The sequence below is a fragment of the Ruegeria sp. AB7 genome (genome assembly GCF_056542625.1).
This window is the reverse complement of the sequence record NZ_JBQGAC010000003.1, coordinates 127,867-142,969: the sequence shown is the minus strand read 5'-3', so window position 1 is coordinate 142,969 and position 15,103 is coordinate 127,867. Positions and strand designations below refer to the sequence as shown.

Genomic DNA, 15,103 nt, shown 5'->3' with positions numbered 1-15,103 from the left:
GCCTGTCATTCTGCTAGCCCAAATGTAAAAATCCCTGTAGACTCTCAATCAGATCCCGAAAACGGGACGTTAACGAGGCAGATAGTGGCGGTATCTCATGACTGAGATGGTGTATGGCGCGGTCCAGGACCAGCGCGGAGAACCGATTCTTCCGAAGTGGTGGCGAACGATTGATCGCTGGACGATGTCCTGCGTTCTGATCCTGTTTGTCATCGGGCTTTTGCTTGGGCTGGCCTCGTCGCCGCCACTGGCGGGGCGTAACGGGTTCGATCCTTTTCACTATGTAGAACGTCAGGCGATCTTTGGCGGGCTGGCGCTGGTCGCGATGCTGCTGACCTCAATGATGTCGCCGACACTGGTGCGGCGGCTGGCGATTCTGGGCTTTCTGGCCTCGTTCGTGGCGTTGGCCTTCCTGCCGGTCTTCGGTACAGACTTTGGCAAAGGCGCGGTGCGCTGGTATTCGCTGGGTTTTGCCTCGTTGCAGCCATCCGAGTTCCTCAAGCCCGGTTTTGTCGTGGTGGCCGCATGGCTGTTGGCCGCATCACAGGAAATCAACGGCCCGCCGGGGCGGTTGTGGTCCTTTGCACTGTGTATGTCCATCGTGGCAATGCTGGTGATGCAGCCCGATTTCGGGCAGGCCTGCCTTATCCTTTTTGGTTGGGGTGTGATGTATTTTGTTGCCGGAGCCCCGATGCTATTGCTGGTCGGCATGGCCGGGGCGGTCGTTCTGGGCGGCATGTTTGCCTATTCCAATTCCGAGCACTTTGCCCGTCGTATCGATGGTTTCCTTAATCAGGAACTCGATCCGACCACCCAGCTTGGGTATGCCACCAATGCTATCCGCGAAGGCGGCCTGTTCGGCGTCGGCGTGGGTGAGGGGCAGGTCAAGTGGTCTCTGCCTGATGCGCATACGGATTTCATCATCGCGGTCGCGGCCGAAGAATACGGGCTGATTCTGGTGCTGATTATCATCGCGCTGTACTCGCTGATCGTTGTGCGTTCGCTGCTGCGGCTGATGCGCGAACGCGACATGTTCATCCGTCTGGCTGGCACTGGTCTGGCCTGCATGTTCGGCGTGCAGGCTATGATCAACATGGGCGTCGCCGTGCGTCTTCTGCCCGCCAAGGGCATGACGCTGCCGTTTGTCAGTTATGGCGGATCGTCCCTGATTGCTGGCGGCATCGCGGTTGGCATGTTGCTGGCCTTCACCCGAACCCGCCCGCAGGGCGAGCTGGGCGACATTCTGCGCGGACGAGGCTGATGGGCAAACCTTATCTACTAATCGCAGCAGGTGGCACCGGCGGCCACATGTTCCCCGCGCAGGCGTTGGCCGAGGCGATGCTACAGAAAGGCTGGCGTGTGCGCCTGTCCACCGACCCGCGCGGAGCGCGCTATACCGGCGCGTTCCCCGCAGACGTCGAGATTGTCGAGGCATCCTCGGCCACCTTCGCCCGAGGCGGATTAGCGGCCAAGATGTTGGTTGGACCCAAGATTGCTGCTGGAGTCACTAGCATGGCTGCGCAGATGATCCGTGACAAGCCGGATGTGTTGGTGGGCTTTGGCGGCTATCCGTCGATACCGGCGCTGGGCGCGGCCATCCTGCTGAAGCTGCCGCGTATGATCCATGAACAAAATGGCGTTCTGGGCCGGGTAAACCAACTGTTTGCCACGCGTGTGGCTCAAGTGGCCTGTGGTGTCTGGCCCACCGATCTGCCTGAAGGGTCCAAGGGCATACACACTGGTAACCCGGTTCGCGCCTCCGTTCTTGAACGCGCTGCTGCCCCCTATATCCCGCCTGGGGAGTACCCGATGTCCGTCCTGGTGATGGGCGGCTCACAGGGCGCACGTATCCTCAGTGACGTGGTGCCGGGGGCCATCGCTGCGCTGCCTGAATATCTGCGCGGGTACATCCGCGTCTCGCATCAGGCCCGCGATGAGGATGGTGAACGGGTCAAGGCCTTTTACGCCGATCACGGCATACGCGCCGATGTACAGCCTTTCTTTGATGACGTACCTCGCCGCATGTCCGACGCGCAGCTGGTTGTCAGCCGGTCGGGTGCCTCCAGTATTGCCGACATTTCCGTGATTGGCCGTCCGTCGATTTTGATCCCGCTTGCCACGGCTGCCGGAGATCATCAAACAGCCAACGCGCGTGGGTTGGTTCAGGCAGGTGGGGCGATTATGATCCCCGAAAACGCCCTTGACGTTCCCGCGCTGACACAGCAAATGACCACGGTTCTCACCAACCCCGAAGCCGCACAGCAAATGGCCCATGCCGCGCTATCGGTCGGGGCACCGGACGCCACCGAGCGTCTGGTCGCCCTTGTCGAGCAACTGGCGCAGAAGGAGACCTCATGAATCCAGCAACCAAACTGCCGCAGGACGTTGGACCGATCCACTTCGTGGGCATCGGTGGGATCGGGATGTCGGGTATCGCAGAGGTGCTTTTGAATCTTGGCTACCGTGTACAAGGTTCGGACCTGAAAACCTCGAAGATTACTGACCGGCTGGCTGGGCTGGGTGCTGAGATTTTCGAAGGCCAGCGTGCCGAGAACTTGCAGAATGCCGCCGTGGTCGTGGTATCGACCGCGATCAAACCGGGGAACCCGGAACTGGACGAAGCACGCGCGCAGGGCCTGCCGGTTGTCCGCCGCGCCGATATGCTGGCCGAACTGATGCGGCTGCGCTCGAATATTGCCATCGCCGGAACCCACGGAAAAACGACCACGACCACAATGATGGCCGAACTGATGGTTGCCGGCGATTTCGACCCCACTGTCATCAATGGCGGCATCATCCACGCCTATGGCAGCAACGCCCGCATGGGGCAGGGTGAATGGATGGTGGTTGAAGCGGATGAGAGCGACGGCTCATTCAATCGCCTACCTGCAACCATAGCCATCGTCACCAATATCGACCCTGAACACATGGAGCATTGGGGCGATTTCGATAAGCTGCGGGACGGGTTTTACGAGTTCGTCTCGAACCTGCCGTTTTATGGCCTGGCCGTCTGCTGCACAGATCATGCCGAGGTGCAGGCTCTGGTCGGCCGCATCTCGGACCGTCGTGTGCGCACCTATGGATTCAACGCACAGGCCGATGTGCGGGCCGAAAACCTGACCTATAAGGGTGGCGTCGCCCATTTCGACATCCACCTACGCCATGAAGACAAGGTGATCGAAGGTTGCACCTTGCCAATGCCCGGCGACCACAATGTCTCTAATGCGCTGAGCGCCGTGGCCGTGGCCCGTCATCTGGGCATGAAGGCCAGTGAAATCCGCGATGCGCTGGCCGATTTCGGCGGCGTCAACCGCCGCTTTACCAAGGTCGGGGAAATTAACGGCGTCACCATCATCGACGATTACGGCCACCATCCGGTCGAAATCGCCGCCGTTCTCAAGGCCGCACGTCAGGCCACCGAGGGCCGCGTTATCGCCGTCCACCAGCCTCACCGCTATTCCCGCCTGTCCGACCTGTTCGACGATTTCTGCACCTGCTTCAACGACGCCGACGTGGTCGCTATTGCCGAGGTCTTTGCCGCAGGCGAAGATCCGATCGAAGGTGCCAGCCGTGACGATCTTGTGCAGGGCCTGATCCGCCACGGCCACCGCCACGCGCGCGCGATCTTGAACGAAGAAGACCTCGCCCGCCTTGTCCGTGAACAGGCCCGCCCGGGCGATATGGTTGTCTGCCTCGGCGCAGGTACGATCAGTACCTGGGCCAACGGTTTGCCTGACCGGTTAATCGCCAAAGCGAGCTAACCTCGTGGCGTTGTCGCTCATACTCGCCTGCGTCTGGGTCTTCGCTTCCACCATTGTGGCGATGCTGCCGATGCGCCTGCAATTCCCACCGGGTGTTGTACTGTTTGCCAGCGCGCCTGTTCTGATTCTGTGGCTGAGTTTAGACTATGGCTGGTTCGTCGGAGTCTTGGCTGCTGGCGGTTTTGTTTCGATGTACCGCAACCCGATCCGCTACTACTGGCGCAAGTGGACGGGTAAAGAGGTGTCGGAATGAACTGGTCGATTGCGCTTGCCGGTCTGTGGGGTGTTGTCGCCAACGTGTTGGCGATGTTGCCCAGCAAGGACAACCATTGGCGGCGCGCCTATTTCCTGATCGCCGTTGGCGTCCCCATCCTAGGCTATGTCACCTATGAAAATGGTCCATGGATCGGGCTGCTGGTTCTGGCGGCAGGTATGTCAGTTCTGCGTTGGCCGGTGATTTACCTCACCCGTTGGACAAAGGCGAAAATGCAGGGCATGAAGGCGGCGAACAAGTAACTGGCCATTTTTAGGAGGCCCCCATGGTCGACATCGCCACTTTCGCCTATTTGCCGCTGATTACCCTGATCCTCGGGACGCTTGCGGGTTTTGTCGCCGCGCGCTGGATCGGCCTCAAGGCACTGCTGTGGCTGATCGGGCTGACCTCGGCCCTTGGTCTGGTACTGATCATAGTGCTGGCCGGTGTCGGGACAGGAGAAGAAGAACAGGCGTTCGGACCCTTCGTCTGGCTGACCGGTGCGGTCCTGCCCTTCCTGTTTGCGGTGATCATGGGGGGAGTAGGCGGGCGCAGCCTTGCATCGCGGGAAGGCGCATGAGCGAACTGCCCGACGTCCGTGGCCGCCTGTCCGCGGCGCGTTCTCTTTCCGAACTCACCTGGCTGCGCGTCGGCGGACCAGCGGATTATCTGTTTCAACCCGCCGATACCGAAGACCTTCAGTCGTTTCTGCGTGATCTGCCTGCGGATGTTCCCATCTTTCCTATGGGTGTCGGATCCAATCTGATCGTACGTGATGGTGGTCTGCGGGCGGTGGTGATCCGATTGGGGCGCGGGTTCAATAGTATCTCGGTCGACGGCAATACCGTCAGCGCGGGTGCCGCCGCGCTGGATGCGCATGTGGCGCGTAAAGCAGCGGATGGAGGTGTGGACCTGACTTTCCTGCGCACGATACCAGGCTCGATCGGCGGGGCCGTGCGTATGAACGCGGGCTGTTACGGCAGCTATACGGCGGATGTGTTGCAAAAGGCTACCGTCGTCACCCGCGCCGGAGAGATCGTGGACCTGACCCCGCAAGACCTCAGCTTCCGCTATCGCCAGTCCGACCTGCCCGAAGGCGCGGTGCTGATCTCGGCGACGTTTCAAGGCCCCTCGGGCGATCCAGCTGAGCTGCACGCTCGCATGGAGGCGCAGCTAAAAAAGCGCGACGAAACTCAACCCACCAAGGACCGCAGCGCCGGGTCGACCTTCCGTAATCCGGCCGGGTTCTCGTCGACCGGGCGCGCGGACGATGTGCATGACCTCAAGGCGTGGAAAGTGATCGATGACGCGGGTATGCGCGGGGCCACAAAAGGTGGCGCGCAGATGAGTCCCAAACACTCGAATTTCATGATCAATACAGGCGACGCCACCGCCGCAGACCTCGAAGGTCTGGGCGAAGAGGTGCGAAAAAAGGTTTACGAAACAAGCGGCATCACGCTAGAGTGGGAAATCATGCGGGTCGGTGATCCGCTGGAAGAATAAAGCCCCGACCGTCAGACCATAACAGGCAAATTAGGACGACGGATCAAAGGCATAAACGCAGTACGGACCACCACATAAGGTCCGGGGACATTGAGGCGCACATTGGGTATGTCGAGCAGGACAAACCCCAAAGTGGCGGTGTTGATGGGCGGCCCCTCGGCGGAACGCGAGGTGTCTCTCAGCTCTGGGCGCGAATGCGCAGCCGCTCTTGTGGGTGAAGGCTTTGAAGTGGTCGAACTGGACGCAGGTCCGGACCTTGCTGCTCGCCTTACCGATATCCAACCCGATGTGGTGTTCAACGCCCTGCATGGACGCTGGGGCGAGGATGGCTGTGTGCAGGGGCTACTGGAATGGATGCGCATTCCTTACACGCATTCCGGCGTGCTGGCTTCGGCCCTTGCGATGGACAAGCAACGCAGCAAAGAGGTCTACGCCGCCCAAGGATTACCTATCGTACCCAGCCTGATCGTTCCCAAGGTCGAGGTGGTCGAGGTCCATGTGATGGAGCCGCCCTATGTGGCCAAGCCCAACAACGAAGGTTCCAGCGTCGGCATCTATATCGTGCATGAAAATGCCAACGGCCCGCCGCAACTGGACGAGGCGATGCCTGATCAGGTGATGGTCGAGAAATACGTCGCGGGCCGTGAACTGACCGTGACCGTGATGGGCGATCGCGCCCTGACGGTGACCGAGATCATGACCGATGGCGGTTGGTACGATTATGATGCCAAGTACAAGCCCGGCGGCTCGTGGCATGTGCTGCCCGCCGAGATCCCGCAGGATATCTTTGACCGCTGCATGGACTATGCGGTGAAGGCGCATAACGCGCTGGGTTGTCGCGGTGTGTCCCGTACCGATTACCGCTGGGATGACGGCAGGGGTGCCGACGGGTTGTTTCTGCTGGAAACCAACACCCAGCCTGGCATGACGCCGACTTCGCTGGTACCCGAACAGGCCGAGCATCTTGGCATCAGTTTCGGCCAGCTCTGCGCCTGGATGGTGGAGGACGCCTCATGCGACCGCTGACCGCCACCCGCGCGCCGGTGATTCACCGGACCAAACCGTTGGCGGGGCCGGATGCCGATTTCACCGCCGCGCCAAGGCCCGAGCCCAAAACCGAACCTAAGCTGCATTTGCGCGGGGCGCGTCTTTTTGGCCGCGCGCGCAACGTGGACCCCGCGCCCTCGCGCCTCAGCTACCGCTTTCAGCGCTGGATGCTCACCCCCGGCATCCGGCGCGGGCTAAAAATTGGCCTGCCGGTTCTGACCGTCGTTGGTTTGGTGGGTGGCTTCTTTGCCGCCGAAGAACGTCGTGAGGCGGTCAGCACCTATATCGCCGACATCAAGACCTCGATCCAGGAGCGCCCCGAATTCATGGTCAACCTGATGGCCATCGACGGGGCAGGAACCGCACTGTCTGAGGATATCCGCGAGATCGTGCCGCTCGATTTCCCGCTCAGCTCGTGGGATCTGGATGTGGAGTTGATCCGCGACACCATCACCGGGCTTGACCCGGTGAAATCGGCAACCGTACGCATTCGCCCTGGCGGGATTCTTCAGGTAGATGTGGTCGAACGCCAGCCGGTCATCGTCTGGCGCACCCGAGACGGGATCGAGCTATTGGATGAAACCGGAGCTCATGTTGACCGTGTTTCAGCACGCGCCGATCACGCAGCCCTGCCACTGATCGCAGGGAAGGGCGCGAACAAACATGTCCCCGAGGCGCTGCAAATCCTGACCACAGCCCGCAGCTTGGGCGAACGCGTGCGCGGTTTGGTGCGCGTTGGCGAACGGCGCTGGGATCTGGTGCTGGATCGCAACCAGCGCATCATGTTGCCGACCGAACGTCCGGCGCGCGCGCTGGAACGCGTGTTGGCGGTGAACGAGGTTCAGGACCTTCTAGAACGTGACGTGGCCGTGGTCGACATGCGACTGGGGCAGCGACCGACCATCCGAATGAACAAAACGGCCAGCGAAGACTGGTGGAACACAAAAGTAGATGTGAGTAGCGGGCAGTAACGACCATGATGACCGATCTTTATCAGTCCCAAAGGGCTATGCGGCAGATGCGCCGACAGGCAATGCAACGCGGTGTAGTTGCTATCCTGGATGTCGGCAGCTCCAAAATCGCTTGCCTTGTATTGCGCTTCGACGGGACGGGGCGGTTGTCCGAGGATAACTCGATCGGGTCGATGGCCGGACAAACCGGTTTCCGGGTCATTGGCGCTGCGACCACCCGTTCGCGCGGGGTGCAGTTCGGCGAGGTTACCGCGATGCAGGAAACCGAGCGCGCCATCCGCACCGCGCTGCAGGCGGCGCAGAAGATGGCCGATATCCGCGTCGATCACGTGATTGCATCCTTCTCAGGGGCGAACCCGCGTTCCTACGGGCTGGATGCGCAGGTTGATCTGGAAGGCCAATTGGTTACCGAAGCCGAGGTCGGTCGTGTCCTGAACGCCTGCGACGTGCCCGATTACGGCGAAGGGCGCGAGGTACTGCATGCGCAACCGGTGAATTTCGCGCTCGACAACCGCTCGGGACTAATCGATCCGCGTGGACAGTTGGGGCAGAGCCTTGCAGTGGATATGCACATGCTCACCGTCGATGCGGTGGCGATCCAGAACATCGTCCGCTGCATCAAACGCTGCGATCTGGAGCTGGCAGGGATTGCGAACTCGGCCTATGTCTCGGGCATTTCCGCATTGGTCGAGGACGAACAGGAGTTGGGCGCGGCCTGTATCGATCTGGGCGGCGGCACCACCAGCATCTCGATCTTCATGAAGAAACACATGATCTATGCCGATTGCGTGCGCATGGGCGGGGATCACGTGACCAGCGACATTTCGATGGGCCTCGGCGTGCCCGCAGCGGTGGCCGAACGGATCAAGACCTTTAACGGTGGCGTTCACGCGACCGGAGCCGATGATCGCGACCTGATCGACATCGGTGGCGATACTGGCGATTGGGAGCATGACCGCCGTACCGTGAGCCGTGCCGAGTTGATCGGCATCATGCGCCCCCGCGTCGAGGAGATTCTCGAAGAGGTGCGTACTCGTCTGGACGCTGCCGGTTTCGACCACCTGCCAAGCCAGCAGATCGTTCTGACTGGTGGTGGCAGCCAGATCATGGGGCTAGACGGGCTTGCCAGCCGGATTCTGGGTCAGCGTGTTCGTTTGGGCCGCCCGCTGCGTGTTCATGGCCTGCCGCAATCCGCGACCGGGCCCGGTTTTTCTTCGGCAGTGGGGCTTAGCCTGTTTGCAGCGCATCCTCAGGACGAATGGTGGGATTTTGAGATCCCGGTCGACACCTATGCCGCGCGCCCGTTCAAGCGCGCCGTGCGCTGGTTCCGTGACAATTGGTAATGCCCTGCGTGGTGCAGCCGTTGGCGCGGCCCTTGGGCCCGCTGCGGCCCCGGCTCAAACCCTTATTACGCCCGAGGCGTTTCTGAGCGCCGTCGTTGGCAAAACGATCACCTTCCATGAAATCCGAAGCGGTATGTTGGTCGGGACCGAGGAATTCCTCAGCCCGTCTCTCTCGGTCTGGCGGATGGAGGGGCGGGGCTGTGTCTATGGCCAGATCACCACGCCAAATGGCCAGATCTGTTTTCTGTACGATGATGCGCCCGATGGTCTGCCAGTCTGCTGGTGGCCCTACCTGTACAATGACCGGCTGATGGTGCGGCTGGCGCGCTTCGTCGGCAGCGAAACGCAAGAGGTCCGTAGCATCTCTGAAGATGGCCTGAATTGCCCAAGTGCCCCGATAGGCTAAAGAAATCAGTTGCGGCAACTGCCAAATTGCCGCAAAATAAGGTTCAAGGCCCGGCAGAGGCCCAGCGGCAGGACATTGAGCAGTTTTCCGCGACCAAACGAGCGACTAAAAGTTTTCGCATCCCCTCAAGGCGGGTGGGGTCTTTCCGTGTGTAGTGGCGCATGAGCCTTTCGCCGCAACATGTCGCGGTAACAGCGAAATGCCGCTGTTTGCTGCCTTATTTCCTCCATATTTTGTGGATTCGTGCGATTTTTCTGGTGACGTTTCCGAAATGACACAGTAAAATCGACTGTGGATAGGTCAGAAAAACCGCATTTTGCGGCAACATAAAAAACAGGCGGACAGAGCATGACATTAAATCTTTCGATGCCCGGGCACGACGAACTCAAGCCTCGGATTACCGTATTTGGCGTTGGCGGCGCTGGGGGCAATGCTGTCGACAACATGATTGAAAAACAGTTGGACGGCGTAGAATTTGTCGTCGCCAACACAGACGCACAGGCGCTGCAGCAAAGCCGTTCGTCGGCGCGGGTGCAGCTGGGCGTCAAAGTCACCGAAGGGTTAGGTGCAGGTGCGCGTCCGACCGTGGGTGCTGCAGCAGCTGAAGAAAGCATCGAACAGATCGTCGATCACCTAGCGGGTGCTCATATGTGCTTTATCACCGCCGGCATGGGTGGCGGCACAGGCACCGGCGCAGCCCCGATCATCGCGCAAGCAGCGCGGGAGCTGGGTGTCCTGACCGTTGGGGTTGTCACCAAACCCTTCCAGTTCGAAGGCGCCAAGCGTATGCGTCAGGCCGAAGACGGCGTTGATGCGCTGCAGAAAGTCGTTGATACGCTGATCATCATTCCAAACCAGAACCTGTTCCGTCTGGCCAACGAAAAGACAACGTTTACCGAGGCGTTCTCGATGGCCGACGATGTCCTGTATCAGGGCGTCAAAGGCGTAACCGACCTGATGGTGCGTCCGGGTCTGATCAACCTCGACTTCGCCGACGTTCGAGCCGTGATGGACGAGATGGGCAAGGCGATGATGGGCACAGGCGAAGCGACCGGTGAAGATCGCGCCATTCAGGCAGCCGAGAAGGCCATTGCCAACCCGCTGTTGGACGAAATCAGCCTCAAGGGTGCCAAGGGTGTGCTAATCAACATCACCGGTGCGCACGATCTGACCTTGTTCGAACTGGACGAGGCCGCCAACCGCATCCGCGAGGAAGTGGACCCGGAGGCCAATATCATTGTCGGTTCGACCCTGGACACCGAAATGGAAGGCGGCATGCGCGTTTCAGTCGTTGCCACCGGTATCGATGCCAGCGAGAAAATCGAAGATGTACCGGTCGCCCGCCGTTCGATGTCGGCTCCGCTGACACGCACGGTTTCGGCAGAAGACTCCACGCCTGAACAAATCGCTGCAGATGAGGCCCCGGCTGAGGACAACATTGCGCCCACGCTCTTCGAGTCCATCGAAGATGTCGAGTTCAATGAAGGCTGGCAAGACGAACAACCCGCTGCCGAGCAGGAAGATGACGGGCTGCCTCCGCCCGCCTATCAGCCTCAGGTTGCGCAGTTCGAACCGCAACCCGAAGTCGAAGAGACAGTCGACTCCTACGACGCACCGCGTGCCCAGACCCCCGGCACACCGTCTCCGGAAGCGATGCAGCGGTTGCAGGCCGCAGTTCAGAAAGTACCTTCGAACCGGCTGCGTCCGACGCCTGAGGCACCTCGCGAACCGGCCCCTCAGCCGCAGCAAGCGACCGAGGATCGCCCGCGTTTTGGCTTCAACCGATTGATTGACCGGATGACCGGCCATGCGGCCGATACGCCCGTTCAACCGGTACGCCAACAGCCTGCGATGCGGTCGGTTGACGCGACGGCGCCTGTTCAGGATGAAGCCGATCCTGATCAGGAGCGCATCGAAATTCCCGCCTTCCTACGGCGTCAGGCCAACTGATCGCGGTAACAAAATCATCCCGAAGGGCCGCCATCGCGCGGCCCTTTTTTGTGGAAACACAAAGTGTTGAGCTGGTGTAAGCAGGGATTTGCCGATGTGTCACATTCATGTTTCATTCGGTTGCAAAAGGTGAGTTGAGCCTTAACGCCCCCTTCCTTAGTTGAGGGTGCAACACAGCCCCTGATAGGCTGGACACAACTCACCGAGGCTCACATTGCAACATACGCTCAAATCTTCAGTCACGTTTGTGGGCACTGGGCTGCATAGCGGCAAGCCTGCGACGATGGTTCTGAAGCCTGCAGCGGCAGGTCATGGAATCTGGTTCAAACGGACTGATATCGAGCTGGGCAATGCGTTGATCCCCGCAATCTATGACGTTGTTGAGCGGACGCCTCTTTGCACACGATTGGTTAACGATGCGAATGTGTCGGTATCGACTGTGGAACACATCATGGCGGCACTTGCCGGATGTGGTGTGCATAATGCACTGATTGAAATCGATGGTCCCGAAGTCCCGATCATGGATGGCTCGTCCGTGGCCTTTGTTCAGGGCATTATGGCCAAAGGCGTTCGCCGTCAGGCTAGTCCGGTACTAGCTTATGAGGTGCTTAAGCCCGTCTCTGTTGAACGAGAGGGCGCAAAGGCATCGATCGCGCCTGCGGAAGGTCTGGAGATCGAGTTCCACATTGATTTCGAAGATGACGCCATTGGCAGCCAGACAAAGGTTTTGGACATGCGCAATGGTTCGTTTGCGCGTGAACTCTGCGACAGTCGCACGTTTTGCCGCCGCACAGATGTTGAAGCGATGCGTGAAAACGGATTGGCCTTGGGCGGCACATTGGACAATGCGGTAGTCGTACAGGGCGACGAAGTCCTGACCCCGGGTGGCTTCCGTCACACGGATGAAGCGGTGCGCCACAAAATGCTGGACGCTCTGGGTGATCTCTATCTTGCAGGCGGTCCGATTCTGGGGCGCTTTGTCGGCGAGAAGTCGGGGCATTCGATGACCAACACATTGCTGCGCAAACTGTTCGAAACACCGGGCGCTGTGCGTCCGATCCTTTGTACCCCTGAACAAGCCGCGCGTCTGCCCGGCCAGGGCCTTGTGCGGAGCGAAATCCCGCAGGTTGCGTGATCTGATCAACTCTGACGACATTTGCGCCATGAGGGTGGATAAGGCGTTTTGCACTGGAATTTTATGTGCTAGACCGAGGCCCGATCAGGGGTAATTCCCGCTAAGTAGACGACAAGGATGGGCGGAATGGTTGGCAGCAAAGCGGCAGTCAGAATCGCAGGTGCGCTTCTTCTGGCAGCAACTTTGACGGCATGTGGCAATGCCGGAGGTCTGTTTGGTAACCGTGGGGCAGACCGCAGCCAAAACCTCGAAGGTTTCACACCTGAACAGATTTACACCCGCGGTGAATACGAGCTGTCGCAGAATCGCTCGGACGACGCGGCTTGGTATTTCTCTGAAGTAGAGCGGCTTTATCCTTATTCCGATTGGGCGAAACGTGCGCTGATCATGCAGGCGTTCTCATTCCATTCGGACCAGAACTATGAAGAAAGCCGCGCCGCCGCGCAGCGCTATATCGATTTCTATCCCACTGACGAAGACGCCGCCTATGCCCAGTATCTTCTGGCGCTCAGCTACTATGATCAGATCGACGAAGTGGGTCGTGATCAGGGGCTGACCTTTCAGGCACTGCAGGCGCTGCGCACGGTGATCGAAGTCTACCCAGACAGTGAGTATGCCACATCTGCCGTACTGAAATTCGACCTTGCCTTTGACCATCTGGCTGGCAAAGAGATGGAGATCGGGCGCTATTATCTGCGTCAGGATCACTTCACTGCGGCGATCAACCGATTCCGCGTGGTGGTCGAGGATTTTCAGACCACATCTCATACCGCCGAGGCGCTCTATCGCCTGATCGAGGCGTATCTGGCGCTGGGACTGGTGGACGAGGCGCAGACCGCGGGTGCGATTCTGGGTTACAACTATCAGTCCTCGGAATGGTACGACGCGGGGTACACGTTGCTGACGTCGCGTGGTCTCGATCTAAAGAGCCGAGGTAACAATTGGCTCAGCACGATCTATCGCCAGACCGTCAAGGGTGAGTGGTTGTAACGGCCATGGCTAAAGGCTTGGGACGCTAAAGACCCGATGCTGCGCGCCCTTGATATCCGCGACATGCTGATCATCGACCGGCTGGAGCTGACGTTTCAGCCGGGCTTGAATGCTTTGACCGGTGAAACCGGCGCGGGCAAGTCGATCTTGCTGGATTCGCTGGGCTTTGTGCTGGGCTGGCGAGGGCGCGCCGAGCTGGTTCGTCAGGGGGCCGCACAGGGCGAAGTTGTGGCCGAGTTTGAACTGCCTGACGATCACCCTGCCCATTCGGTTCTGGCCGAGGCGGGTCTGCCCGGTGGCGAGGAGCTGATCCTGCGCCGCGTCAACACGGCCGAGGGACGTAAGACTGCATGGGTCAATGACCGCCGTTGTTCGGGCGAAGTGTTACGGGCGCTGTCGGATACTCTGATCGAACTGCACGGCCAACATGATGACCGAGGCCTGCTGAACCCACGCGGGCATCGCGCAATGCTGGATGCCTATGCCGGGGCAGGGGATCAGTTGGCCGCCGTGCGTGCCGCATGGGGCCAGATGTCCATCGCCCGCAAAGCTCTGGCGCAGACTGAGGCAGCGCTGGAGGCTATGCGTGCCGAAGAAGAGTTCCTGCGTCATTCCGTTGCCGAGTTGGATCAGCTTGACCCGCAGCCGGGCGAGGATGCAGATCTCGACGCCCGCCGCCGCATGATGCAAGGGGCCGAACGGATTCGCGACGACGTGGCCCGTGCCTTTGCCTTGCTGGACGGCGACGGGGCCGAGGGCGCGATGGCCGATGCCGTGCGCTGGCTGGAAGGCGTGTCGGACAATGCGGGTGGCCAGTTAGAAGGCCCCATTGCCGCGCTGGGTCGCGCCCTTATCGAACTGGGCGAGGCGCAGGACGGCGTCAACGCCTGTCTGCAAGCGCTCGATTTCAACCCAGCGGAACTGGAACAGGCCGAGGAACGCCTCTTTGCCATTCGCGCGCTGGCACGCAAACACGATGTGGCCCCCGATGATCTGGGCACCTTCGCCGATACCTTGCGCGACCGCCTGAACCGGCTGGATGCGGGTGACGCCGACCTCAGCAACAAACGCGCTGCTGTGGACGCGGCACAGGCTGCGTATGACAACGCGGCCACCGCGCTTGGCGAAACGCGCCGTAAGGCCGCCAGTGCGTTGGACACCGCAGTAATGGCTGAACTCGCGCCCCTGAAAATGGAACGCGCCGTGTTCCGGACCGAGATCACTGCGACCGACCCGGGCCCCGAAGGCATCGATGCGGTGGCCTTCACCGTCGCCACCAACCCGGGGGCGCCGTCAGGGCCGCTCAACAAAATCGCCTCGGGCGGCGAACTCAGCCGCTTTCTGCTGGCGCTTAAGGTCTGCCTAACGGGCGAAGACAGTGCCCGCACGATGATCTTTGACGAGATTGACCGCGGTGTCGGCGGTGCCACGGCGGACGCGGTGGGCCGCCGTCTGGCCGCACTCGCGCAGGGCGGGCAGGTGCTGGTCGTCACCCACTCGCCGCAAGTGGCCGCACGGGCGGCGCATCACTGGCGGGTGCAGAAACAGGTCACCGGCGATCAGACCCTGTCCACCGTGATCCCGCTGGCCGACCCCGACCGCGTCGACGAAATCGCCCGGATGGTCGCAGGCGACACCATTACGGATGAGGCACGTGCCGCTGCCCGTGCCCTGTTGGATGCATGACGCGCATTCTGTGAGCATCTTGTCGTGAACCGACTTTTCTAAGGCGCGCGCGTGGCTT

Annotated in this window: 15 protein-coding genes; all 15 read left to right on the top strand. The window is 60.5% G+C overall.

What is annotated here, in order from left to right:
* Window positions 1-97: 97 nt before the first annotated feature.
* The 15 genes from ftsW (at window position 98) to recN (ending at window position 15,045) form a co-directional block, all read left to right on the top strand.
* Window positions 98-1,261, top strand: a complete 1,164-nt coding sequence (ftsW, locus tag ACR0EN_RS10545) for a putative lipid II flippase FtsW (RefSeq protein ID WP_170392040.1) — start codon at window positions 98-100, stop codon at window positions 1,259-1,261.
* Window positions 1,261-2,358 (top strand): UDP-N-acetylglucosamine--N-acetylmuramyl-(pentapeptide) pyrophosphoryl-undecaprenol N-acetylglucosamine transferase, encoded by a 1,098-nt coding sequence (locus ACR0EN_RS10540; RefSeq protein WP_480586640.1) that lies wholly within the window; start codon window positions 1,261-1,263, stop codon window positions 2,356-2,358. Before ftsW ends, ACR0EN_RS10540 begins: the two co-directional genes overlap by 1 nt.
* Window positions 2,355-3,761 carry a UDP-N-acetylmuramate--L-alanine ligase gene (gene murC / locus ACR0EN_RS10535; RefSeq protein WP_480586637.1) on the top strand — a complete coding sequence of 469 codons (1,407 nt, stop codon included), beginning with the start codon at window positions 2,355-2,357 and terminating at the stop codon, window positions 3,759-3,761. Before ACR0EN_RS10540 ends, murC begins: the two co-directional genes overlap by 4 nt.
* Window positions 3,762-3,765: 4 nt before the next feature.
* Window positions 3,766-4,014, top strand: coding sequence for a DUF2484 family protein (locus ACR0EN_RS10530; protein WP_480586634.1), 249 nt, complete (start codon window positions 3,766-3,768; stop codon window positions 4,012-4,014).
* Window positions 4,011-4,277 carry a DUF2484 family protein gene (locus ACR0EN_RS10525; RefSeq protein ID WP_170392032.1) on the top strand — a complete coding sequence of 89 codons (267 nt, stop codon included), beginning with the start codon at window positions 4,011-4,013 and terminating at the stop codon, window positions 4,275-4,277. Before ACR0EN_RS10530 ends, ACR0EN_RS10525 begins: the two co-directional genes overlap by 4 nt.
* Window positions 4,278-4,300: 23 nt before the next feature.
* Complete coding sequence (locus ACR0EN_RS10520; RefSeq protein WP_170401372.1) at window positions 4,301-4,594, top strand: hypothetical protein; 294 nt, start codon at window positions 4,301-4,303, stop codon at window positions 4,592-4,594.
* Complete coding sequence (gene murB, locus ACR0EN_RS10515; RefSeq protein ID WP_480586632.1) at window positions 4,591-5,517, top strand: UDP-N-acetylmuramate dehydrogenase; 927 nt, start codon at window positions 4,591-4,593, stop codon at window positions 5,515-5,517. Before ACR0EN_RS10520 ends, murB begins: the two co-directional genes overlap by 4 nt.
* A 108-nt stretch (window positions 5,518-5,625) precedes the next feature.
* Complete coding sequence (locus ACR0EN_RS10510; protein WP_480586629.1) at window positions 5,626-6,543, top strand: D-alanine--D-alanine ligase; 918 nt, start codon at window positions 5,626-5,628, stop codon at window positions 6,541-6,543.
* Complete coding sequence (locus ACR0EN_RS10505; protein WP_170732913.1) at window positions 6,531-7,535, top strand: cell division protein FtsQ/DivIB; 1,005 nt, start codon at window positions 6,531-6,533, stop codon at window positions 7,533-7,535. The genes ACR0EN_RS10510 and ACR0EN_RS10505 overlap by 13 nt, the downstream gene beginning before the upstream one ends.
* Before the next feature lie 8 nt (window positions 7,536-7,543).
* On the top strand, window positions 7,544-8,878 hold the full coding sequence (ftsA, locus tag ACR0EN_RS10500) for a cell division protein FtsA (RefSeq protein WP_170392023.1): 1,335 nt from the start codon (window positions 7,544-7,546) through the stop codon (window positions 8,876-8,878).
* Entirely contained in the window at window positions 8,865-9,284 is a 420-nt protein-coding gene (locus ACR0EN_RS10495) for a hypothetical protein (protein WP_480586626.1), read from the top strand. The genes ftsA and ACR0EN_RS10495 overlap by 14 nt, the downstream gene beginning before the upstream one ends.
* A 348-nt stretch (window positions 9,285-9,632) precedes the next feature.
* Window positions 9,633-11,234, top strand: coding sequence for a cell division protein FtsZ (gene ftsZ, locus ACR0EN_RS10490; protein WP_480586623.1), 1,602 nt, complete (start codon window positions 9,633-9,635; stop codon window positions 11,232-11,234).
* A 214-nt stretch (window positions 11,235-11,448) separates the two neighbouring features.
* Window positions 11,449-12,369, top strand: coding sequence for a UDP-3-O-acyl-N-acetylglucosamine deacetylase (gene lpxC / locus ACR0EN_RS10485; RefSeq protein WP_170401357.1), 921 nt, complete (start codon window positions 11,449-11,451; stop codon window positions 12,367-12,369).
* Window positions 12,370-12,495: 126 nt separating this feature from the next.
* Window positions 12,496-13,359: an outer membrane protein assembly factor BamD gene (locus ACR0EN_RS10480; protein ID WP_170392015.1), complete on the top strand. Its 864-nt coding sequence runs from the start codon at window positions 12,496-12,498 to the stop codon at window positions 13,357-13,359.
* Between the two features lie 36 nt (window positions 13,360-13,395).
* A complete protein-coding gene (recN, locus tag ACR0EN_RS10475) occupies window positions 13,396-15,045 on the top strand; it encodes a DNA repair protein RecN (RefSeq protein WP_480586620.1) in 1,650 nt (549 codons plus the stop codon).
* Window positions 15,046-15,103: the final 58 nt, after the last annotated feature.